Source organism: Microbacterium allomyrinae (assembly GCF_020682705.1).
Classification (GTDB): domain Bacteria; phylum Actinomycetota; class Actinomycetes; order Actinomycetales; family Microbacteriaceae; genus Microbacterium; species Microbacterium allomyrinae.
Genome location: NZ_JAGTTN010000004.1, coordinates 275,648 through 297,244, shown reverse-complemented (window position 1 = coordinate 297,244; position 21,597 = coordinate 275,648). Strand labels below are relative to the sequence as shown.

Genomic DNA, 21,597 nt, shown 5'->3' with positions numbered 1-21,597 from the left:
TCGCGCGCCGGTCCGGCGCGTTCACCGAAGAGAAGAGAAAGGCACAGCGATGACAGCCACGAACAGGCAGAGCCGGCTGTTCACGACCCTTGCAGCGACGGTGCTGCTGGGTGCAGGACTGGCGGGATGCAGCACGGGCGGTTCCTCCAGCGGGGCCGAAACGGGCGATGAGGCCACCGCCGTCAAGATCGGCTTCATCAACGGAGCCAACAACGAGTGGGGCACGTGCCTCGAGAACGGCGTCGAAGCGGCGGCCACCGCAGGGGGCGTCGAGCTTCTGGTGGCGAACTCCGACACGGATGCCGCGAAGGAGACCGCGAACATCGAAGACATGATCACGCGCGGCGTCGACGCGATCGTGCTGAACACGGTGAGCGTGGACGCGATGACGGGCGGCATCCAGAAGGCGAATGCCGCCGACATCCCCGTCTATCTCGTCGCCGTCGTCCCCGAGGACCTGAGCGGCGTGCTCGGGGCGACGGTGGTCGATCTGCCGGGTGTCGGCGCCCTCGCCGCAGGCTGGATCGCCGAGGACGCCGGCGACCAGGCGGTGGACGTCGCGGTCGTCGCGGGTGCTCCGGGTGCCGCGTCGGACTATGTCGTGGCAGGGTTCACCGGCGCCCTCCCGGAGAGCGCGACGGTCGTCGCCGAGCAGCCGGGGATGTTCAACCGGGCCAAGGCGCAGGAGGTGGCGGAGAACATCATCCAGGCACAGCCCGATGTCGACTACGTCTTCGTCCTCAACGAGGACATGGCCTTCGGCGTACGGACGGCGCTGGACGCCGCCGGTGCGACCGAGGTGAAGATCGTCACCATGAACGGCACCGAGCCCGGCCTCGCGGCGGTCGAGGACGGACAGTTCTCGGCGACCGTCTCGGACTCCGCGGCCGATCTGGGCGCGCGTTCGATCGAGAACGCGCTGGCGCTGCTGGACGGCTCGAGCAGCGAGAAGGTCTTCCAGATGCCCACGACGCTCATCACGGCGGACAACCTCGACGAGGCCACCGCGTTCTGCGGCTGACCCTGCCCGGCGACGCGCCCTGGACGTTCGCGACCCGTGAGGGCGCGGTACGTCCGGGGCGCGTCGCTTCGCGGCGCCGAGGCGACCGCAGAGGGTGCGCGGCGACCGCCCGCACTCGCTCGACCCACGGTGAGCGCTGGGCAAGCAAGGCTTGCGAGATCCGCCTGCCTCGTGCGTTGCCCGCTCCGCCACCGCGCGTGATGCTGGAAGGACGCCACAGCGGGCGACCCTCGCTCACCGTGGCGATGCCAGGAGGATCCGCGTGAGCACCATCGTCGAAGCCAATCTCGTGGGCGGCCGCTTCACCGCCGAAGCGTCGGGCGAGCCCCTCGAGGTCCGAAACCCCGCCAACGGCGAGCTCGTCGGCCGGGTGCCCGCGATGGCGGCCTCCGACCTCGATGCGGTGCTGGACGCTGCGGTGGCCGGTGCGAGGACCTGGCGCGCGACCGGATCGATCGAGCGCGGGCGCATCCTGCTCGAGGCCGCCGCGCTGATCCGGCAGGACGCCGCGTCGCTCACCGAACTGATCGTCGCCGAGATGGGCAAGACGGTCCTCGAGGCGCGGGGCGAGGTCGGCAAGACCGCGGAGTTCTTCGAGTACTACGGCGGCTTCGGCCGCGCCCCGTTCGGCGAGATGATCCCGGACGCACGACCGGGCACCTTCGTCCTGCAGCGCCGCGAGCCCGTCGGCGTGGTGCTGCTCATCACCCCCTGGAACGACCCGCTGCTGACGCCGGCGCGAAAGATGGCGCCGGCTCTCATCTCGGGCAACGCGGTCGTCATCAAGCCCGCGAGCGAGACCCCTCTCATCGCCCTGCGCCTGGCCGAGATCCTCCATCGAGCGGGTCTTCCGGCCGGTGTGCTGGGAACCGTGACGGGCCGCGGCTCCGTGATTGGCGACGCACTCGCGACCGATTCACGCTTGGCGGCGGTGTCGTTCACCGGCTCGACCTCGGTCGGCCTCGACCTGCAGCGCAAGCTCGCGGGCAGCGGCATCCGGATCCAGACCGAGATGGGCGGCAAGAATGCCGCCGTCGTGCTCGCGGATGCAGACCTCGACCTCGTCATTCCCGTGCTGATGGACGGCGCCTTCAAGCAGGCGGGCCAGCGGTGCACGGCCACCAGCCGCCTCATCGTGCAGCGCGAGATCGCGGACGACCTGCGGGCGCGGGTCGCGGCATCCGTCTCGGCCCTGCGAGTCGGCGCCGGCGACGCCGACGGCACCGACGTCGGACCGGTCGTCAGCCGCACCGCGCAGCGCGACATCACGCAGCGCGTCGAGGCGGCGCTGGGCGAAGGCGCGATCGTCATCGCCCGCGCCGCCCTGGCCGAAGGACTCGCCGAGCGCGGCTCGTTCGTCGAGCCGCTGTTCCTCTCGATCGACCGCGACAACAGTCTGTGGCGAGACGAGGTCTTCGGGCCCGTCCTGGGTCTGATCGAGGTCGACTCGCTCGACGAGGCGATCACCGCGGTGAACGACTCGGCCTACGGATTGTCGAGCGCGGTCTATACGCGCAGCCTCGACGCCGCGTTCCGCTTCGTGGACGAGGTCGACACCGGCCAGGTCTCGGTGAACCAGCCCACGAGCGGCTGGGACATCCACCAGGCCTTCGGCGGTTTCAAGGAGTCCGGCTCGCCGTTCAAGGAGCAGGGCCTCGAGGGGCTGCGCTTCTACACGCGCGTGAAGACCGCCGCGGTGAGGACCCACTGATGGCGCGCACAGCAGCACCCCGCACCGGCATCATCGGCGGCGGGATCGTCGGCATCGCGCTCGCGCGCGCGCTGAGCGCACGCGGCGACGAGGTCACCGTGCTGGAGAAGGAGGCGCGCCTGGCAGAACACCAGACCGGGCACAACTCCGGTGTCGTGCACGCCGGTCTCTACTACGCGCCCGGCTCGCTCAAGGCGACCCTGTGCGCGGCAGGACGCACCTCGATCCGCGAGTTCTGCCAGGAGAAGGGCCTGCCCTATCGCGAGGTGGGCAAGCTCGTGGTCGCCGTCGACGAGTCGGAGCTGGGCGCGCTCGCCGAGATCGAGCGGCGATCGCTCGAGAACGGCGTGCCCGATCTGGCGCGCATCGACGACCCGTCGCGCCTGCACGAGATCGAACCCCACGTCGCGGGCGTCGCCGCGGTGCACTCGCCGCACACCGCGGTCGTCGACTACGCGTCGATCACCGAGGCGATGGCGCAGGATGTCCGTGCCGCCGGTGGGCAGGTGCGGCTCGGGCACGAGGTCACCGGGATCTCGCTCGAGCACGGGCGGGTGCGCGCCGTGACCCCTGTGTCGGACCACGTGTTCGATCGGCTCATCGTGTGCGCCGGACTCCAGTCCGACGTCGTGGCCCGGTTCGTCGGTGCGAACCCCTCCCCCAAGATCCTGCCGTTCCGCGGCGAGTACTGGGAGCTCGCACCATCCCGCACCGATCTGGTGAAGGGCATGATCTACCCGGTGCCCGATCCCCGCTTCCCCTTCCTCGGCGTGCACTTCACGCGCGGCGTGTACGACAACGTGCACGTGGGGCCCAACGCCGTGCCGGCGCTCGCCCGCGAAGGCTACAACTGGCTGCAGTGGTCGGTGAAGGACACCTTCGAGTCGCTCCGCTGGCCGGGCGCGTGGCCGCTGGCCAAGCAGCACTGGCGGATGGGCGTGGACGAGATCTCGGGTTCGCTGATCAAGCCGCTGTACTTCCAGAAGGCTCGCCGGTTCATCCCCGAGCTGCGCTCGTCCGACCTCGCCCACAAGGCGGGCGCCGGCGTCCGCGCGCAGGCATGGGGCCGTGCCGGCGAGCTGCTCGACGACTTCGCCGTCGATCAGGTCGGGCCCGTCACGCTGCTGCGCAACGCCCCGTCGCCCGCGGCGACCTCGTCCATCGCGATCGCCGAGTACGTGATCGCCCGCTACCTCGCCCGGGCATCGGCCTGAGGCATCCGTCATGCCCCTCCGACCAGCCTGCGAAACACCACGTTCGCGGCGAGACACCACCGGCGGCATGGTGTCTCGTCGTCGATACGGTGTTTCGCGAACGACGGGTCGCCGGCTGGCCGCACGACGCGGATGGCACGCCGCGGGGGCCGGAGCATGAGGATCGTCGCGCTGTTCGGCACCGAATCGGGCAATGCCGAAGAGGTGGCGGTCGGCATCGCGAAGGCGGTGCCGGGCGTCGAGGTCATGAACATGGCGGATGCCGATCCCGGCGTGTTCGAGAAGGGCACGCTGTACCTGATCGCGTGCGCCACGCATGGCGGAGGCGAACTGCCCGGATTCGCGCAGTTCCTGCACGACGACCTGGCGGAGCTGCGACCCGACCTCGACGGCGTCCGGTATGCGATGTTCGGCCTGGGCGATACGTCGTACGACGAGCGGTATCTGCGCGGGGCGAAGCAGTTCGACGAACTGCTGCGCTCGCTCGGTGCGGCGCGGATCGGGCCGTTCGGGGAGCATGACGTGATGACCGGGTCGGAGCCGGCCGAGGTCGGCGTCGCGTGGGTGCGCGACGTGCTTGCGGGAATCGGGCCGTGACCGCGTCGGAGCTGGATCCGGGAACCCGCGCGATGCTGTGGCGGTTCGCCCCGATGATCTACGGGCCGACGCTGCTGTTCGGCCTGGCCGAGGGCGCCCTGCTGCCACTGCTGCCCGTGATCGCGGCAGCCCTGGGCGCCGACGTCGCGCAGGCGGCGCTCATCGCGTCGGTGATCGTCGTCGCGCGCCTCATCGGAAACCTGCCGGCGGGATGGCTGGTCGCGCGCATCGGCGAGCGACGCACGATGGCGATCGCGGGAGGCCTCGCCCTGGCCGGCGGAGTCGGCGTGCTGCTCGCGCCCGCGCTCGGCCTGCTCGCGGTGTCGGCGTTCGCGATCGGGCTGTGCGCGTCGGCCTTCGGCCTCGCTCGGCACGCCTTCATGACGACGCGTGTGCCGCTGCGATACCGGGCGCGGGCGCTGTCGGTGCTGGGCGGATCGTTTCGGCTCGGCATGTTCGCGGGACCGTTCATCGCGGCCGCCCTGCTGGCCGTCGCGGGGACGACGGATGCCGCGGTGTGGTTCTTCATCGCGATGCTCGCAGGACTCGTCGTGCTGGTGCTGGTCGGGCGCGACCCGGAGGAGCAGCTCGATGCCGAGGGACTGCTGCCCTCGCACCCGGCGAACGGCTCGCCTCACGCCGCCCCGCCGGCGACGGATCCCTCACGGGGCGTCTTCCGCACGATGTGGCATCACCGCGCCGTGCTCGCCCGGATGGGCCTGCCCGCGGCATCCCTCTCGGGTCTTCGGCAGGCCCGCGTGTACCTGCTGCCGCTGTGGGGCGTATCGCTCGGTCTCGATGCCGGCACGATCGCGCTGATCGTCGGCCTCACCGGTGCGCTCGAGTTCGCGCTGTTCTATTCGAGCGGCCAGATCATGGACCGCTGGGGGCGCCTGTGGGCGTGCCTTCCCTCGATGGTGCTGATGGGCGGGGCCTTCGTCGGGCTCGCGTTCACCCATGACCTGGACCACGCGACCGGGTGGTTCGTCGCCGGCGCAGTCGTCGTGGGCATCGGCAACGGCCTGTCGAGCGGCATCCTGATGACCCTCGGCGCCGACGTGGCGCCCGCGGGCGATCCCGCGCCGTTCCTCGGATCGTGGCGGACGCTGACGGATGCCGGAGCCGCCGCCACGCCCTTGCTCATCGCCGGAGTGACCGCGGTGGCGAGCCTTCCGCTCGCGACCGCCGTGATCGGACTGCTGGGACTCGTCGGCGCCGTCGGGTTCGCGCGGTTCGTGCCGCGCTACGTTCCGCACACCCGGCTCTGACCCTCCTTCCTCGTCCGATCGGACGAGGAAGGAGGAGCCTGACGGCCGATGCGCGGTGAGGCCGGGACTCGCGAACATGGCGGCATGACCTCCTCCACGAGAGCACGCACCGTATCGCCCCGTGCCGGGCGGCGACGCGACTGGCTCGCTCCCGCGGGGCTGATCGCTCTCAGCCTCGTCCCGATCATGGCCGGTGTATCGCGCGTCACCCAGCTCACGCAGGGCGTGCCGGTCACCGAGGACAACGCCCGGTTCTTCGACTCGCCGATCCCCGTGCTCGTGCACATCGTGGGATCCAGCGTCTTCCTGGTGCTCGGCGCACTGCAGTTCGCGCCCTCGCTGCGGCGACGGCGCTGGCACCGGTTCGCGGGGCGCGTCGTCGCACCCGCAGGGCTGCTCTCGGCCGGATCGGCCCTGTGGATGACGCTCTTCTACGACATCCCGTCGGCCGTGACCGGACCAGGACTGCCCGCCATGCGCATCGTCTTCGGTCTCGCGATGGCCGCGGCGATCGTCGTCGCCTTCGTGTCCATCCGACGCGGCGACGTCGCCACGCACAGCGCGTGGATGACCCGTGCGTACGCCATCGGTCTCGGCGCCGGGACCCAGGTGCTCACGCTCGTCCCTTGGACGCTCGTGTTCGGAGCCCCCGACCCGATCGTGTATTCGGTGCTGATGGGCGCGGGGTGGGCGATCAACATCGTCGTCGCCGAGATCGTGATCCGGCGCCGGGCCGGCGCCGGGCCGGCGCGGGACGGCGCGGGACGGCGCGGGATGGCGCCGCCTACGATGAGGGCATGATGAGCCCGGTGCGTGCGCTCTGGGACGCCCCGGCGGCCATTCCGGCACCGCCGCGGCGGGTGTGGCGTGACGGGGTGCTGATCGCAGCGGTCGCGCTGCTCGCTCCGCTCGAGGCAGCGCTGCGTCCCGAGGTGCCGTGGCGGTGGCTGTGGGCTGTCGTGCTCGTCGGCCTGTCGCCCACCCTCCTGTGGCGGCGGGCGCGACCGTTCACGATGCTGGCGATCGCGTTCGGCACCGGCACGATCGTGGGCCTCTTGGCGGGCGGTGATTCGCAGCTCTTCACGACGGCGTACCTGCTGATCCTGCTCTACGCCCTCTTCCGGTGGGGCCGCGGACGCGCGCTCATCGCCGGGGGGATGCTGGTCGCGATCGGCATCGTCGTGTCTGCGTTCACGCCGCCGCTGACGCCCGGCGACACCGTCGGCGGCATCGCGGTCGCGGTCGCGACGAGCACCCTCGGCGTCGCCTTTCGCTGGCGCAGCCGCGCGCGTGCCCGGGAACTCGACCAGGTGCGTCTCATCGAGCGCGCTCAGCTCGCCCGCGACCTGCACGACACGGTGGCGCACCACGTTTCGGCGATCGCGATCCAGGCGCAGGCGGGCACCGCTGTGGCCGCGACGGATCCCGCCGCCACCGCCGGGGTGCTCCGGGCGATCGAGGGTGAGGCGACGCGCACGCTCCGCGAGATGCGGTCGATGGTGGGTCTCCTTCGGGCGGATGCGCCGGACCTCGCTCCGACGCCGGTCCTCGCGGATCTGCTCCGGCTCCGCGAGGACGAACCCGCCGGCCCGCCGGTCTCGATCCGCCTCGACGGGAACGTCGACTCGGTGCCTCCTGCTGTCGCGGCCGCGGTGTTCCGCCTCGCCCAGGAAGCCGTGACGAACGCGCGGCGGCATGCCCGCAACGCGCACCGGATCGACGTCGCCGTCCAGGTCGACGGGAGCGGCGTGCGCCTCGCGGTACGCGACGACGGCGAACAGACGGGATCCGCCCCCACCGGCTACGGCGTCCGCGGGATGAAGGAACGCGCGGCACTGCTCGGCGGCAGCTGCGAGAGCGGGCCGATCGCCGGCGGCGGGTGGCTCGTGGCCGCCTCGCTCCCCCGGGCGGGGTGGACGACATGACCGTCCGCGTGCTGGTCGCCGACGACCAGGACCTCGTCCGCGCGGGCCTGCGCATGATCCTCGACGCGCAGGACGGCATCACGGTGATCGGCGAGGCCGCCGACGGTGCGCAAGCCGTCGCCCTCGCCCGCCGGCTGCGCCCGGATGTGTGTCTCATGGACATCCGCATGCCGGTGCTGGACGGACTCGCAGCGACGCGGGCTCTAGCCGGCGAAGGGGTCGCCGACCCGATCCCCGTCGTGGTGATCACCACGTTCGACCTCGACGAGTACGTCTACGAGGCGCTCCAGTCCGGCGCTCGGGGCTTCCTGCTCAAGGACGCCGGTCCGGCCATGCTGGCCGACGCCGTGCACGCGGCGGCGCGCGGCGATGCGCTCATCGCCCCCAACGTGACGGTTCGCCTCATCGAGGCGTTCGCGAAGTCGGCGCCCGCACGCCCGGCGCCGCCGTCGAGCCCGCTCACCGAGCGAGAGGAGGATGTCCTCGCAGCGGCCGCGCGCGGGCTCGGCAACGCCGAGATCGCCGATCGGCTGCACATCTCGCTCAGCACCGTGAAGACGCATCTCACGAGCCTCATGACCAAGCTCGGAGCCCGCAATCGCGTCGAGCTCGCGATCTGGGCGCACGAGCGCGGAGCGCGCAGCTCTTCACCACGACAGCGGCCGTGATCCGGCACCTCGCCAGCAGGCTCAGGCGCGCCTCTCACCGGCGGGCGCCGACACCTCCGGCGCCGGCACCTCCGCGGGCGCGTCCTCGACGGCCCGGCCAGGACGCAGCAGCAGCATCGCCAGCAGGGTCGCCACCAGCACGATCCCGCCGCCGAAGACCAGGGTCCAGCGTGGCCCGAACGTCTCGCCGACCCACCCGATGACCGCGGCGCCCAGCGGCACACCGCCCATGGAGACCATCACGTACAGCGCGGTGACCCGCCCGCGGACCTCGGGATCGGTGAAGATCTGCACGGATGCGTGGCAGGCGTTCGCCATGAGCATCGTGCACAGCCCGACGACGATCGTCCACGCGGTGAACATCGCGAAGGTCGGCATGACGCTCGCGATCAGCTGCGCGACTCCGAACGCGATCGCCGACGTGGCGACGATGCGCGATGTCACCGTTGCCCGGCGAGCGGCCAGCAGCGCGCCGGTGAACGAGCCGATGGCCATGACCGAGCCGAGCAGACCGAATCCCCCGGCGCCCTGCCCGAACTCCTGCGTGGCCATGAGCGCGTTCGTCAGCTGGAAGTTGATGCCGAACGTGCCGGTGATGAACGCGATGCAGAAGACGAAGGCGAGTCGCCGATGACCGCGGACATACCGGACGGCCTCGCCCATCATGCCGCGGCGCAGCGGTGCGCGCGGGCGGACGACGAGCTTGGCGGGATCGATCATCTGCAGGGCCCAGATCGTCGCGAGGTACGTGGCCGCATTCGTGCAGATGACCCAGCCGGCGGCCGCCTCCCCCGAACCGAAGGCCGCGATCAGCAGTCCCGCCAGCGCCGGTCCGACGATCCGCGCGAGATTGAACGACACCGAGTTGAGGCCGATCGCGTTCGCGATCTCGTCCTTGCCCACGAGCTCGGGGACGAACGACTGCCGGGCCGGCGCATCCAGCGCCGCGCCCGCGCCGAACAGGAACGCGAGCACGTAGACGTGCCAGACCTCGGCGGTCCCGGTGATGGCGAGGATGCCCAGGACCAGGGCGGGAACGGCCATCATGACCGCCGTCGCCTGCATCAGCCGCCGTTTGGGGTACCGATCGGCGAGCATGCCCGCCAGTGGCGACAGCAGCAGGACGGGCAGGAACTGCATCGCCGTCGTGATCCCGACGGCGGTGCCGCTGCCGCCGGACAACTCGAGGACGAGCCAATCCTGACCGATGCGCTGCATCCATGTGCCGACGTTCGACACGACGGTGCCGGTCACATACACCCGGAAGTTGCGGATGCTCAGGGCGCGGAAGGTCTTCAGCAACGAGTCTCCCCCGCCGAGGGCAGTACGGCCTTCATGCCGCCGCCAGGGCGAAGTGGCAGGCTGCGAACTGGCCGGGCCGGATCTCGCGCATCTCGGGCGCCTCCGAGGCGCAGCGCTCCTGTGCCAGCGGGCACCGCGTGCGGAACCGGCAGCCGCTGGGGGGATCCAATGGCGACGGCACGTCACCCTCGAGCGCGGGGCCGGCGAAGGCCTTGTCGGGATCCATCAGCGGCGCAGAATCCAGCAGCGCACGCGTGTAGGGATGCGCGGGGTTCTCGTAGACCTCGAGCGCGTCGCCGAACTCGCACACCTTGCCGAGGTACAGCACCATGACTTTGTCGCTCACCGAGCGCACGACGCCGAGGTCGTGCGCGATGAAGACGACCGTCAGGTCGAACTCCGCCTTGGTGTCCTCGATGAGGTTGAGGATCTGCGCCTGCACCGAGACATCCAGGGCCGAGACCGGCTCGTCGCAGATGAGCAGTCGCGGGTTGAGCGCGAGCGCCCGGGCGATCGCGACGCGCTGCGCCTGACCGCCGGAGAGCATGCGCGGCAGCACGTCGGCGTAGCGCTCCGACGGGAGGCCGACGCGGTTCAGGATCGAGGTCGCCACGCGGTCTCGCACCTCCGCGGGCCGGCCGGCGATCGTCAGCCCCTCCACGACGATGTCCTTGACCTTGCGGCGCGGATTGAGCGAGCCGATCGGGTCCTGGAAGATCATCTGCATCGAACGGCGAAGCTCGCGCATCCTCTTCTCCGACGCGCGGTCGATGCGGTCGCCCTCGAAGCGGATGTCGCCGGAGGTGATCGGGTCCAGTCGCAGCACCGCGCGGCCGGTCGTGGATTTGCCGCAGCCCGACTCGCCCACGATGCCCAGCGTCTCGCCCGGGAGGACGTCGAAGCTGATGTCGGACACCGCCTGGACGACTCCCCCGGCGGTCTTGTATTCGACGACGAGGTTGGACACGCTCAGCAGCGCCTCCTCGCCGCGCAGGTGCGCGGTGCCGCTACCGGCCATCCGGATCTCCTCCTATGGTCGCGAGCTGCGCATTGCGGGACTCGACGGGGTGGAAGCAGGCGACCGCGTGGTCGCTGCCGACGGAATCGAGCGGCGGCTGCTCGCTGCCGCAGGCGCTGGAGGCCGCCGCGCACCGGGGCGCGAAACGGCAGCCCGGCGCGGGCTGGGTGGGATCGGGGAGCGACCCCGGGATGAGCCGGAACTCGCTGTGCCGCTCATGGTCGATGGACGGCGTCGCCTGCAGCAGCGCGTGCGTGTAGCGGTGACGCGGATCGGCGAACAGCTCACGCGAGCTGCCCACTTCGCACAGCCGTCCCGCATACATGACCGCCGTGCGATCGGTCCGCCCCGCCACCACGGCCAGGTCGTGGCTGATGAGGATCATCGACATGTCGCGGGTCTGCTGCACATGACGCAGGAGATCCAGGATCTGCCGCTGGATCGTGACGTCGAGCGCGGTCGTCGGCTCGTCCGCGATGAGCAGCTCGGGCTCGCACGAGAGGGCGACCGCGATCATGACGCGCTGGCGCATACCGCCCGACATCTCGTGCGGATAGTTGCTCAGGCGTCGTTCGGGATCGGGCACCCCGACCTCGTGCAGCAGCTGCAGCGCGCGGGTCCGCGCTTCGGAGCGACTGAGACCGAGGTGTGCGCGCATCCCCTCGGTCAGCTGGCGATCGACGCGCACCACGGGGTTGAGCGATCGCCCCGGGTCCTGGAAGACCATCGCGATCTGAGGCCCCCAGATCCTGCGCAGCTCGCGGCGAGGACGACCCACGAGCTCCTCGCCCTTGAACAGGACCGAGCCGGTCAGGGCCGAGCGGCCCGGAGTGAGGCCCATGATCGCTCGGGCCATCACCGATTTGCCGGAGCCCGATTCGCCGACGACGCCCAGCGCCTCGCCGCGTGCGACCGCGAACGACACGTCGTCGACCGCTCGCACGACTCCCCGGGAGGAACGGAGATAGGCGTGCATGTTCGAGACCGAGAGGAGCGCTTCGTGCGTCATTCGTGGACCGTCCGATCGAACTTCACCCTCAGCTGATCGCCGACGATGTTCAGGGAGAGCACGGTGAGGAAGATCGCGGCAGCGGGAATGAACACCAGCTGCGGGTCGCTGGCCAGCGAGTCCTTGCCTGCCGCGATCATCCCGCCCCACGAGGGCGTGGGCGGGGCGATACCCAGGCCCAGGAAGCTCAGCGAGCCTTCCGCGACGATCATCGCCGACATCACGATCGGCAGGTACGCGGCGAGCGCGGGCACGACGTTCGGCATGATCTCGCGGAACAGGATGCGCGGCGTGGTGGCGCCCATGTTCCGCGCCGCCCGGACGAACTCCCGCGCGGACCAGCTCATCGTGTGCGCACGCGACAGGCGGATGAAGGTGGGCAGGCCCAGCATGCTGAGCCCCAGGATGATCGTGGCAGCGTTCGGCGCGAGCACCGACGACAGCGCGAGCAGCAGGATCAGCGGCGGGAACGCCAGCATGACGTCCGAGAACAGGCCGACCGCGGCATCCAGTCCCTTCGAGGCGTACCCGGCGACGAGACCGAGGATGCCTCCGACGAAGAAGCAGAACAGGCCGGAGACCGTCGCCACGAGAAGCGACACCTGTGCGCCGTAGATCAGCCGCGAGATCACCGAGCGGCCGATGTTGTCGGTGCCGAGCCAGAACCCGACCGACTCCCCGCTCGGGGGCAGCCTCGGCGGGCCGATGGGGATCGCGTAGGACGGCAGGGGCAGCAGAGGCGCCGTGATGGCGAGCGCGAAGATCAGCACCAGCCACGCGGCGCACGCCCACACCAGGATGGAGTGCTTCTTGCGCGCGACCGGAACGCGTGCCAGCGCCTCGGCGGCCGGTGCTCCGTCGATCAGCTCCTGGGCGGCATCCGGTCGGATCAGTGTGGGGACATCGGTCATGCGGCCGCCCTCCTTCGCACGCGCGGATCGAGAAAGCTGTAGCTGACGTCGACCATCGTGTTGATGCCGACGTACATCACCGCGGCGAACGTGACCGCGCCCATGACCATGGTCACGTCGCGCGTCATGATCGACTGCACGATCAGCTGCCCGAGACCGGGGAGGCCGAAGAGCGTCTCTACGACGACCGTTCCGCCGGCCAGGGCCCCGAGGGTGATGCCGAGGACGGTGACGAGCGAGAACGAAGACGGCCGCAGCGCGTGGCGGAGCATGACGTAGACGCCGCCCATGCCCTTGGCGCGGGCGGCGGCGATGTAGTCCTCGCTGAGAGTGCTGATCAGATCGGCGCGCAGCAGCCGGTGGAAGGCGGCGATCTCGACGAAGGCGATCGACAGGGCGGGGATGAACGCGGTCTGCAGATTCGCCGCAAGCCCCTCGCTGAGCGGGTTCCACCCGAGCACGGGGAACAGGCGCAGCTGCACGGCGAGGACGTAGATGAGCACGGGACCGGCGATGAAGGCCGGCACGGCGAGGAAGACCGACGAGAGCGAGCTGAGTGCGCGGTCGATGCCACGGCCGGGCCACGTGGCGCAGATGAGCGCGAACGGGATCGCGACCGCGAGAGCGATGCCGAGCCCGAGGAATGCGAGCTCGAGAGTGACCGGAAGCCGCTCGAGGATCGCCTCCATGACCGACTGACCGGTGAGGGGCGACTCCCCCAGGTCGCCGACGACGGCACCGCGCAGCCACGTGAGGTACTGCTGCCAGGGGGGCGCGTCCAGCCCCCACTTCTCATTGAACTTCGCGATCGCCTCGGGCGTCGCGTTCTCGCCGAGCATGCCCTCGGCGATCGAGCCCGGCGCGAGAGACATCAGCATCCGCACGAGGAACGTCGCCAGCACGATGACCAGCAGCGCCCGACCGATGCGTTTGAGGCTCGCCAGCCATTTCAGATTCTTCATCCCAGCGCTCCTTCGCACCGCGGGGGAGTGCGCCGGGGTGGGATGCCCCGGCGCACTCGGAGTGATCAGTCCTGGACCCAGAGGCGATCCGGAAGGATCGACCCGCGGCCGTACAGATCGATTCCGCCGACGGCGGTGTTCGCGATCGCGACCTGTGCCGCACGCGTGTAGTAGATGGCCGGGTTGGTCGCCGCCAAGCGCTCAGCGGCGAGAGTGTACGCCTCGATGCGCTCGTCCAGCGTCTCGGCGAACCGGCCCTGGGTGAGCGCCTCATCCAGCTGCGGGTCCGAGATTCCGGTCGCGTTCCGACGGGATTCGCTGTCGAACGAGTTGAACAGTGTCGGCTCGGGATCCACGAAGTTCGTGGCGGCCAGCGTCATCTCGAACTCGTGCTGGCCGAGGATGCGGCCCGTCTCGGACCAGTCCGCGATGTCGATCTCGGCGGTGACGTTCTCCAGCAGGCTCAGCTGCGCCTGGACGGCCTCGCCCAGCGCCTCGGAACCGCGGAAGACCGTGAACGTGAAGGAGACCGGCGTGCCCGCATCGGCGAGCTCGTCGAAGATCTCCTGCGCCGCCTCGGGGTCGTAGGTGTGCAGCGGAACGTCGTTGTACAGCGGGCTGGTCTCGGGGAACAGCGTCTCGGCCGGGACGGCGGCGGTGCCGTAGAGGGCGGTGTTGAGCGAGTCGATGTCGATCGCCTTGCTCACCGCTTCTCGTGCGAGCGGGTTGTCGAACGGAGCGGCCGCGGTGTTGAGGGCGAGGTACTGGCCGCCCGCCATCGGCTCGCTCTGCACCTGCAGGCTGGCCTGCTCCGCCTTCTCGACGCCGAGCCAGTCGTTCTCCGAGGCGATGTCGACGTCGCCGGTGACCACGGCGTTGACGCGCTGCTGCGAGTTGTCGGTCGTGTTGATCGTGAGCGCGTCGAGGTACGGGCGCGGAGCATCCCAGTACTCGTCGTTCTTGACGAGCTCGATCGTGCCGCCGCGGGTCCAGCTGTCGAGCACGAAGGGACCTGCGCCGATGGGGTTCTCGTCGAACTCCGCCTGTCCGAGCGCCAGCGCGTCGGGCTGCGCCACCCAGTTCATGGACGACTCGATCACCTGGGTGCCGAAGTAGGGCGCGGGCCGGGTCAGGGTGACCGTGAGCGTCTGCGGATCCACGACCGCGGTGTCGGCGATCATCGTCGCGTCGGGCAGCGAGTTGGAGGCGAGCGTCTCATCCTTCAGACGGTCCCAGTTGTACTTGACGGCGGCGGCGTCGTACGGCGTGCCGTCCGAGAAGGTCACGTCGTCGCGCAGGGTCAGGGTGAATGTGGTGCCGCCGTCGGTCGACGAGAAGTCGGTGGCGATGGAGTATTCGATCTCGCCGGTGGTCTCGTCCGAGATCATCAGGGTCCCGTACAGCGCATTGCCGAGCATGCCGTTGCCCTGCGAGGCGTTCATCAGGAGGGCGGGATCGAGATTCAGGGGTGCCGAGATCTGGGCGGCCGTGAGGGCGCCGCCCTGAACGGGCTCGCCTGCGGGGCCGTCCGTCGTCTGCGTGGGGGTGGCGGTGCCGCCCCCGGCGCATGCGACGAGAGAGAACGCGATGGCTGCGCTGCCGATCATGGCCGCGACGCTGCGGCTGGTGCTGCTCTTTCGGTTGATCATTTCGCTTCCTTGTTGGTGTGGAGTCCGGCCGGTCGGCCGCTTCCTGCCGCGTGTGATTGCAGGTCTGCGCGCGGTGGATCAAGGGGTGTGTCCGGAACGAACACGTACAGCTCGCCGTCGACGACTTCTACGGCGTATTTCGGCAGGGGCGTTTCGCAGGGCAGCTCGGTCGCCTCGCCGGTCATCAGTGAATACCGGCCCATGTGGACGGGGCAGTTGATCTCAAAGCTCTCGGGCAGCACGTGTCCGCGCCGCAGCTGCGCCGGCAGATGCGTGCAGCGGTTCCCGATGGCGAACAGCCGGCCTCGGACGGCCAGCACCAGCACTTCGCGGTCGCCGACCTTGACGACGGTGCGCTCGTCCTCTTCGAGGAAGGCCGAGACCGGCCCCACGTGCACACGCAGCTCCGACGCAGCGGCGTGCACCACGGTCAGTCATCTCCTGTGTCGTGGTCGGAGTGATTCGCCACGTTCGCCTTCCAGTAGGCGCGGGGGTGCAGGCGATGACGGTCGATCAGGCGGTTGTCGAGGAGGTGACGACGGATGCGACGCATCGCGCCCGCCTCGCAGCCCACCCAGATCTCCCCCGGACCGTCCGGCAGCTGCAGCTGTGCGGCCGCGCGCACCAGGGCGTCGCCGGGCTCGCCCTCTTCGGGGATCCAGCGCCAGTCGGCGCGCGCCTGGCTGTCGGCGGGATCCGCGTCGGCGAGGTCGTCGAGCTCGACCACCGCGATCGCGGTGACATGCGGCGGGAGCGCCTCGACGATCGCGCCGACGGCGGGAAGAGCGCAATGGTCGGCGAAGAAGACGCACCATCGGGTCGCCGGCTTGGGTGCGAAGCCGCCGCGCGCCTCGCCGGCGACCTCGAAGACCGAGCCCCTCGTGACCTCGCGCGCCCATCGGGTGGCCGGGCCGTCGGCGTGCAGACCGAAATCGATCTCGATCTCGCCGGTGCCGTCCTCGACCCGGCGGACCGTATAGGTGCGCATCGCCGCGGACTCGGCGCCGTCCTCGGGCACGAAGATCTTGACGTGCGCGCCGGGCAGCCCGTGCTGCCAGCCCGCGAGGTCGCCGCGCGCCCGCACCCGGACGAGCTGCGACGTGCGCCGCTCGATCGAACGCACCTCGAGAGACCGACGCGGCAGACGCACCCGCGGCGCTCCGCCGCCACGCGCGCCCCGTTCACCGCGCTCGCCGCCGCCGCGCCCGCCCCCACCGCCGCGGCGCGCGGTCAGGTGGGTGCGGAAGTGCTGCACCGTGCGCGCCCAGGTCGCGGCGGCGGCGTCGCTCGGATCGTCGAGGTCGGCCCGCAGCAGGAAGCCGTGCCCGAGGCCCGCGAGCATCTCGGCGTCGAACTCGGGGTTCGAGCCTCGCGCCGCGGCGATGTACTCGTGGACGTTCTCCTGCACCACGCCGGCATCCTCGTCGCCCCAGAAGGCGAGCACCGGCCCGGTCAGCGAGCCGACCAGATCGAGCGGTCGAGGCGGCGGCATCACGATCGCCCGCGCCGGCACCGGGAAGCCGTAGTACGCCACGGTCACCAGGTCGGTGCGGGTGCTGGCGAGATCCAGAGCGAAGGTGCCGCCCATGCAGAAGCCGAGGACGCCCACCTTCGCCACGGCGAATTCGGCTGCGAGCCAGTCTGCCGCCGTGCCCAGATCGATGAGCGTGTTGCGCTCGTCCAGTGCGCTCCGGCGGGCGAAGGCATCCTCCTTCTCGGCACCCACCGGCCCCTGCCGGAAGAAGAAATCCGGCAGGAGCACGGCGATGCCGACATGTGCCAGCCGATCGGCGAGCGCCTCGTAGAACGGGCTCGGTCCGCGGATGTCTGCGACAAGGAGGACTGCAGACCGGGCATTGCGGCCCAGATGCAGCGTCGCAGGCATCGACTCGCCGTCGCCGACGGGGATCGACACGACGCGATGGTCGGCGACCGCGACGGTGTCGTCGCCCGATACTTCGGTGGGGCACATGGCGTTCTTTCGGTTCAGAGCCCGGTGGGCTCGCGGGTGAACAGCTCGTCGATGCTCAGGCGGGTCGCAGTGATGCCCTGATCCGCGCTGTAGCCCAGGAAGACCTCCAGCGTCGCCCGGTTGGCCTCGACGCCATACGGCCAGAAGTCGTCACCGAGCAGGCCTCGCGCACGTTCGGCGTTGGCCGACGCCCACGGCAGCGGGTAGCTGGGAACCACCGCACTCAGCGCGCGTCGCAATGAGCGATCCTTCGCCTCGGTGAAGGAACGCACGAGTTCGTCGGCCACGGCCGGGTTGCGGTCGTAGGCCGCGCGGCGAAGGACGAGCACGTGCATGATCGGGAAGATCCCGCTGCGCTTGGCGTAGTCCATCTCGTCGAAGGTGAACTTCGGGAACAGCCGCTGCACTGCCGCGCCGCGTCCCTGCGCGCTGGCCGGCGGCCGTGCGGTGATCACGGCGTCCAGCTCGCCCGAGGTCAGCAGATCGTCGAGGGACCGATCCGTCTCGCGACGGATGTCGAAGCCGTCGAGGTCGAGGTCGACGGGCTCCTTGCGGCCCGGCTCATCGACTCCGCCCTGCACCCACCGGACCGAGCGGAGATCGACGCCGTGATCGGATGCGAGGACGCCACGGGCGTAGATCCCGGCGGTCTGCGCCCATACGGGGATGCCGATGCGAGCGCCGTTGAGTTCGGCTGCCTCGGCGATGCCGTTCGCGCGGACGAAGACCGAGCTCTGTCGATACGCCCGCGCGGGGAAGACCGGCAGGATGATGAGCGAGTCGTCGCCCTGTGCGCGCCGTGCCGTGGCGACCGCGAGCGACAGCTCCGCGGCATCCCACTCGCCGCCGTCGAGGAAGCGGGAGAACAGCTCTTCCGGGCTGTCCACCGGAGTCGCCTCGAGTTCTCCTTCACCGAAGGAGACTCGGCCGTTCCACAGGTCGCGGGTGTGGTCGTAGTCGCCGAACCCGACGCGCACAGTCGATGACATGCTCTGGCTCACCAGTCGCGGTCGGGGTGGAACGTGAACTCGACGCGGTGCCCGTCGGGGTCGATGATGCTGCCGGTCTTGGACGAGTCGTGGCCGCGGTTGGGCTCCTCGACGTGGTCGATGCCGAGCTCGCCGAGGTGCACCAGGAATGCGTCCCAGTCCTCGACCTCGATGGCGAAGTGGATGAGGCCGGTGACTTCCTTGCCCTTCTCGACCGGACGGAAGTGCAGGTCGAAGTTGCCGCCGCGGTCGGTGTTGGTCAGCAGCATGGTGCGGTTGACCGGGATGTTGACGGGGTTGGACACCGTCAGGCCGAAGACCTTGCCGAACCACTCGGCGGTCGCCTCGGTATCGGTGATCGGGAAGTTGACGTGATGCAGGCTGTGCGCGTGCGATGTCATGGTGTGCCTTTCGAAGTGGGCTTTTCGATGCTCGGCGTCATCGTGATCGACACTCCGCGACCCTCGTCGACGTGTCGTCGACAGGCCCCGTCGTCTTTGATCGGATGCGCTTGGCGTTTCATCAGCATACGGACTTTCTCGTCCGCCAGAAGAGGTCGAGCGTGGCGATCGCGCAGGCATATCGTGCACACCAGGCAATCTCGTTCGTGTGATCGCACACCTACTATTCCGCCGATTCGTGGAGGCGCAGACGCGCCCGTGATGCGCAGGGCATCACGGGCGCGGACGGTCGTGCCGACAGCGGTGGTCAGACGGCGAGAGCCTCCCCGACGGCGGGGATCACGAGCTCGGTGCCCTCGGGCAGCAGCTTCGCGAGCAGTCCGCCATGCAGGCGTCGATGAGCCTCGGCAAGACCGCCCTGGTGGATCGGGACGACGATCCGGGGTGCGACGTCGCGGGCGAAGTCGATGACTTCCGAGAGCTTGAGCCACGGAGCCCCGAGCGGAAGCAGCAGCACGTCCACGCGCCCCTCGGGGCGCTGCAGCGAGTCGCCGGGGTGGAAGATGCGGCCCTCGATCATCAGGGCGATGTTCTGGGGAAGCGGGAGGGTCTCGTAGATCACCTCGTGGGGCTGCTCGTACGCCGTGACGGCGAAGCCTCTCACCCCGTCGACCTCGCCGGGGGCCAGAAGACGCACGTCCGCGGTGCCGGCGGCGCGAACGTCGTCGAGGGCATCGGCCGGAACGAAGACGGGGGTCGCGGCATCCGGTGCCACCTTCGCCAACTGCGCGAAGTCGAGGTGATCCTCGTGGCGGTGGGTGACGAGCACGGTGTCGGGCCGGGCAACTCCGGTCAGATCGCTCGCCAGGCTCCCGGGATCGATCATCAGCCGGCTGCCGCCCGATTCGTTCTCGATCGTCACGCAGGCATGTCCGTGGTGGGTCAGCTTCATTCTCTCTCGCCTTCGTGGGTCGCGCCTCTGGCACGTCGGATGGTCGGGGCCGCGCCAGCGATGCGCGGGCGGTTCCACCTTTCGAGCCGCGTCCGGTGCTGTCAAACGGGCGACCCCGCGTGTTCCACAGACAAAGCATGCACACTCGTGCGCCATCCCGGGCGCAGGTAGCCTGAGACGCCACACACCCTCTCGTCCGTGCACTTCGACTCGGACGACCGCCGACCTCCGGAGACTGATCGGTGTCCATCCCGGACGCAGCCGCGATCGCCGGCGCGCACGCCCTCTCGCTCGGGCTCACCCGTACGCCGGGCCATCTCCTGCGACGAGGTCTGGCGACCTATAACGCGATCTGGGCCGACGAGGTCGGCAGCGACCCGACCAGCGCCCAGTTCGCGGTGCTCGCCGCGCTCGCCACGAGTCCCGGCATCGACCAGCGCGCCGTCGGCGAGCTCGCGTCGCTGGATCGATCCTCCACGACCGACGTCGTGCAGCGCCTGGCGCGCCGCGCCTGGATCACCAAGTCCCGCGATCCCGCAGACGCCCGTCGCGCGGTGCTGGACCTCACGGTGCCTGCGGCCCACGCGCTGGAACTGCTCACGGCCCGTGCGGCGGCGGTCCACGACCGGCTCCTCGCACCTCTCGACGCCGACCAGCGCATCGAGCTGCTCGCGGGACTTCGCAGCATCGCCCGCCTTCCCCCCGGGCGCATCAGCCGATCCGATCACTCGCCGCTGGAGGCGCCGGGCTTCCTCATCCGTCGCGCGCAGCAGATGCACACCGCGCTGTTCGCCGAGGAGTTCGGCGACGACATGACCGGCCCGCAGTTCGCCGTCCTGCATACGCTGCGCAACTCCCCGGGCATCAGCCACCGGACGCTGCGCAGCGTCGTGCGGATCGACCGCACGACCGTGACGGGCATCGTCGATCGCCTCGGTCAGCGGGGCTGGATCGGCCGGGAACGCGATCCTGCCGACGCCCGGCGCTTCCGGCTCACCCTCACACCGGCCGCCGAGGCGATCTACGACGACCTCGCAGAGCGCGTCGAAACCGTGCAGCAGAGGCTGGTCCTGCCGCTCTCGGCCCAGGAGCGCGAGGGATTCCTCCCCCTCCTGTTCGCCGTCGCGACGCAGCGCAGCGCCGACGGCGACTGACGGCGACTGCCGGCGCCGCCGCCGGTCACTCCGCCGAGAGCGCGAACCGCACGGAGATCTGCTCCGCGGTCCGCCGGACCGCCGAGACCAGGTCGTCGACGACGCCTTCCGCGCGCCGCTGCACCGTGACGATGCTGATGCCTGCCGCCACGGAGCCGTCTGCCGCGTGCACCGGCGCGGCGATGCCGACGGCGTCGGGATCCAGCTCGCCCCATGACACCGCGAAGCCGTCCTCGCGCACCCGGGCCAGGCGCTGCAGGATCTCGTCGGGCCCGGTCAGAGTGGTCTCGGTGTACTTGGTCAGAGAGGTGCTCTCCAGCAGCCGTGCGATCACGTCGGGTTGTTCCCACGCCAGCAGCACCCACGCGGATGCGCCGGCGTTCACCGCCTGGACGGTGCCCCGCTCGTAGCTCAGGCGTACCTGCGCGGCATCCGATTCCACCCGCTCCAGGCACACGACGCGGTCACCCGAACGACGAGTGAGCAGCGCGGTCTCGCCGGTCGTCGCAGACAGCTCGCGCAGAAGAGGCAGCGCGATCTCGGAGAGTCCGTACGAGCGTCGTGCCAGCCGCGCCAGCTCGAACACCCGCAGCCCGAGGCGGAAGCCGCCGGCCGGATCCTCCTCGACGAACCCCCCGGCGATGAGCGTCTGCAGGTAGCGGTAGGCGGTCGAGCGCGCCACGCCGAATGCCGCCGCGACATCGGTCGCCGACAGGGTCGTGCGCCGGTCGTCGAACAGTCCGAGGATGTCGAGCGCGCGGTCGGCGGTGCTGTTGCGTTCGCGGTACGCGCTCGCCGGTGAATCGGATGTCGCTCCAGCCATAGGCACCACCCTACGAGCGGGAAGCGCCGGTGGCGCACCCCGCCCGGCGTG

The 21,597-nt window shown here is 70.3% G+C and carries 21 protein-coding genes; 9 read left to right on the top strand and 12 right to left on the bottom strand.

Going from position 1 to position 21,597, the window contains the following annotated elements:
• The first annotated feature begins 49 nt into the window (after positions 1-49).
• The 8 genes from KEC57_RS13880 to KEC57_RS13845 all read left to right on the top strand — a co-directional run bounded on the left by KEC57_RS13880 (position 50) and on the right by KEC57_RS13845 (position 8,404).
• Positions 50-1,021 (top strand): sugar ABC transporter substrate-binding protein, encoded by a 972-nt coding sequence (locus tag KEC57_RS13880; protein ID WP_229385232.1) that lies wholly within the window; start codon positions 50-52, stop codon positions 1,019-1,021.
• 262 nt (positions 1,022-1,283) lie between these two features.
• Positions 1,284-2,732 carry an aldehyde dehydrogenase family protein gene (locus KEC57_RS13875; protein ID WP_229385231.1) on the top strand — a complete coding sequence of 483 codons (1,449 nt, stop codon included), beginning with the start codon at positions 1,284-1,286 and terminating at the stop codon, positions 2,730-2,732.
• Entirely contained in the window at positions 2,732-3,946 is a 1,215-nt protein-coding gene (lhgD, locus tag KEC57_RS13870) for an L-2-hydroxyglutarate dehydrogenase (RefSeq protein WP_229385230.1), read from the top strand. The genes KEC57_RS13875 and lhgD overlap by 1 nt, the downstream gene beginning before the upstream one ends.
• Positions 3,947-4,102: 156 nt before the next feature.
• Positions 4,103-4,543 (top strand): flavodoxin domain-containing protein, encoded by a 441-nt coding sequence (locus KEC57_RS13865; RefSeq protein WP_229385229.1) that lies wholly within the window; start codon positions 4,103-4,105, stop codon positions 4,541-4,543.
• A 32-nt stretch (positions 4,544-4,575) separates the two neighbouring features.
• Positions 4,576-5,811 (top strand): MFS transporter, encoded by a 1,236-nt coding sequence (locus KEC57_RS13860; protein WP_229385267.1) that lies wholly within the window; start codon positions 4,576-4,578, stop codon positions 5,809-5,811.
• Between the two features lie 84 nt (positions 5,812-5,895).
• Positions 5,896-6,612 (top strand): DUF2306 domain-containing protein, encoded by a 717-nt coding sequence (locus KEC57_RS13855; RefSeq protein WP_229385228.1) that lies wholly within the window; start codon positions 5,896-5,898, stop codon positions 6,610-6,612.
• Positions 6,609-7,736, top strand: a complete 1,128-nt coding sequence (locus KEC57_RS13850; RefSeq protein WP_229385227.1) for a sensor histidine kinase — start codon at positions 6,609-6,611, stop codon at positions 7,734-7,736. Before KEC57_RS13855 ends, KEC57_RS13850 begins: the two co-directional genes overlap by 4 nt.
• Positions 7,733-8,404 (top strand): response regulator, encoded by a 672-nt coding sequence (locus KEC57_RS13845; protein WP_229385226.1) that lies wholly within the window; start codon positions 7,733-7,735, stop codon positions 8,402-8,404. The genes KEC57_RS13850 and KEC57_RS13845 overlap by 4 nt, the downstream gene beginning before the upstream one ends.
• Before the next feature lie 21 nt (positions 8,405-8,425).
• Here the strand turns inward: KEC57_RS13845 and KEC57_RS13840 are convergent, their stop codons facing one another.
• From KEC57_RS13840 to KEC57_RS13790, 11 genes are all read right to left on the bottom strand, one after another.
• Positions 8,426-9,706 carry an MFS transporter gene (locus KEC57_RS13840; protein WP_229385225.1) on the bottom strand — a complete coding sequence of 427 codons (1,281 nt, stop codon included), beginning with the start codon at positions 9,704-9,706 and terminating at the stop codon, positions 8,426-8,428.
• Between the two features lie 31 nt (positions 9,707-9,737).
• A complete protein-coding gene (locus tag KEC57_RS13835) occupies positions 9,738-10,724 on the bottom strand; it encodes an ABC transporter ATP-binding protein (RefSeq protein WP_229385224.1) in 987 nt (328 codons plus the stop codon).
• The gene (locus tag KEC57_RS13830; RefSeq protein ID WP_229385223.1) at positions 10,714-11,733 is read right to left on the bottom strand and encodes an ABC transporter ATP-binding protein; all 1,020 of its coding nucleotides are present in this window, start codon (positions 11,731-11,733) and stop codon (positions 10,714-10,716) included. Before KEC57_RS13830 ends, KEC57_RS13835 begins: the two co-directional genes overlap by 11 nt.
• The gene (locus tag KEC57_RS13825; protein WP_229385222.1) at positions 11,730-12,644 is read right to left on the bottom strand and encodes an ABC transporter permease; all 915 of its coding nucleotides are present in this window, start codon (positions 12,642-12,644) and stop codon (positions 11,730-11,732) included. The genes KEC57_RS13830 and KEC57_RS13825 overlap by 4 nt, the downstream gene beginning before the upstream one ends.
• Positions 12,641-13,606: an ABC transporter permease gene (locus KEC57_RS13820; RefSeq protein ID WP_229385221.1), complete on the bottom strand. Its 966-nt coding sequence runs from the start codon at positions 13,604-13,606 to the stop codon at positions 12,641-12,643. Before KEC57_RS13820 ends, KEC57_RS13825 begins: the two co-directional genes overlap by 4 nt.
• A 65-nt stretch (positions 13,607-13,671) precedes the next feature.
• A complete protein-coding gene (locus tag KEC57_RS13815) occupies positions 13,672-15,255 on the bottom strand; it encodes an ABC transporter substrate-binding protein (protein WP_229385220.1) in 1,584 nt (527 codons plus the stop codon).
• Positions 15,252-15,683, bottom strand: coding sequence for a Rieske (2Fe-2S) protein (locus KEC57_RS13810; protein WP_229385219.1), 432 nt, complete (start codon positions 15,681-15,683; stop codon positions 15,252-15,254). Before KEC57_RS13810 ends, KEC57_RS13815 begins: the two co-directional genes overlap by 4 nt.
• Before the next feature lie 2 nt (positions 15,684-15,685).
• Positions 15,686-17,227, bottom strand: coding sequence for an SIP domain-containing protein (locus KEC57_RS13805; RefSeq protein ID WP_229385218.1), 1,542 nt, complete (start codon positions 17,225-17,227; stop codon positions 15,686-15,688).
• 14 nt (positions 17,228-17,241) lie between these two features.
• Positions 17,242-18,216, bottom strand: coding sequence for a substrate-binding domain-containing protein (locus KEC57_RS13800; protein WP_229385217.1), 975 nt, complete (start codon positions 18,214-18,216; stop codon positions 17,242-17,244).
• Between the two features lie 8 nt (positions 18,217-18,224).
• Positions 18,225-18,617, bottom strand: coding sequence for a VOC family protein (locus KEC57_RS13795; protein ID WP_229385216.1), 393 nt, complete (start codon positions 18,615-18,617; stop codon positions 18,225-18,227).
• Positions 18,618-18,924: 307 nt separating this feature from the next.
• On the bottom strand, positions 18,925-19,569 hold the full coding sequence (locus KEC57_RS13790; protein WP_229385215.1) for an MBL fold metallo-hydrolase: 645 nt from the start codon (positions 19,567-19,569) through the stop codon (positions 18,925-18,927).
• Positions 19,570-19,811: 242 nt separating this feature from the next.
• Here KEC57_RS13790 and KEC57_RS13785 point away from each other — a divergent pair, with 242 nt between their 5' ends.
• Entirely contained in the window at positions 19,812-20,723 is a 912-nt protein-coding gene (locus tag KEC57_RS13785; protein WP_229385214.1) for a MarR family winged helix-turn-helix transcriptional regulator, read from the top strand.
• Positions 20,724-20,748: 25 nt separating this feature from the next.
• Here the strand turns inward: KEC57_RS13785 and KEC57_RS13780 are convergent, their stop codons facing one another.
• On the bottom strand, positions 20,749-21,546 hold the full coding sequence (locus KEC57_RS13780; protein ID WP_229385213.1) for an IclR family transcriptional regulator: 798 nt from the start codon (positions 21,544-21,546) through the stop codon (positions 20,749-20,751).
• Between the last annotated feature and the right edge of the window lie 51 nt (positions 21,547-21,597).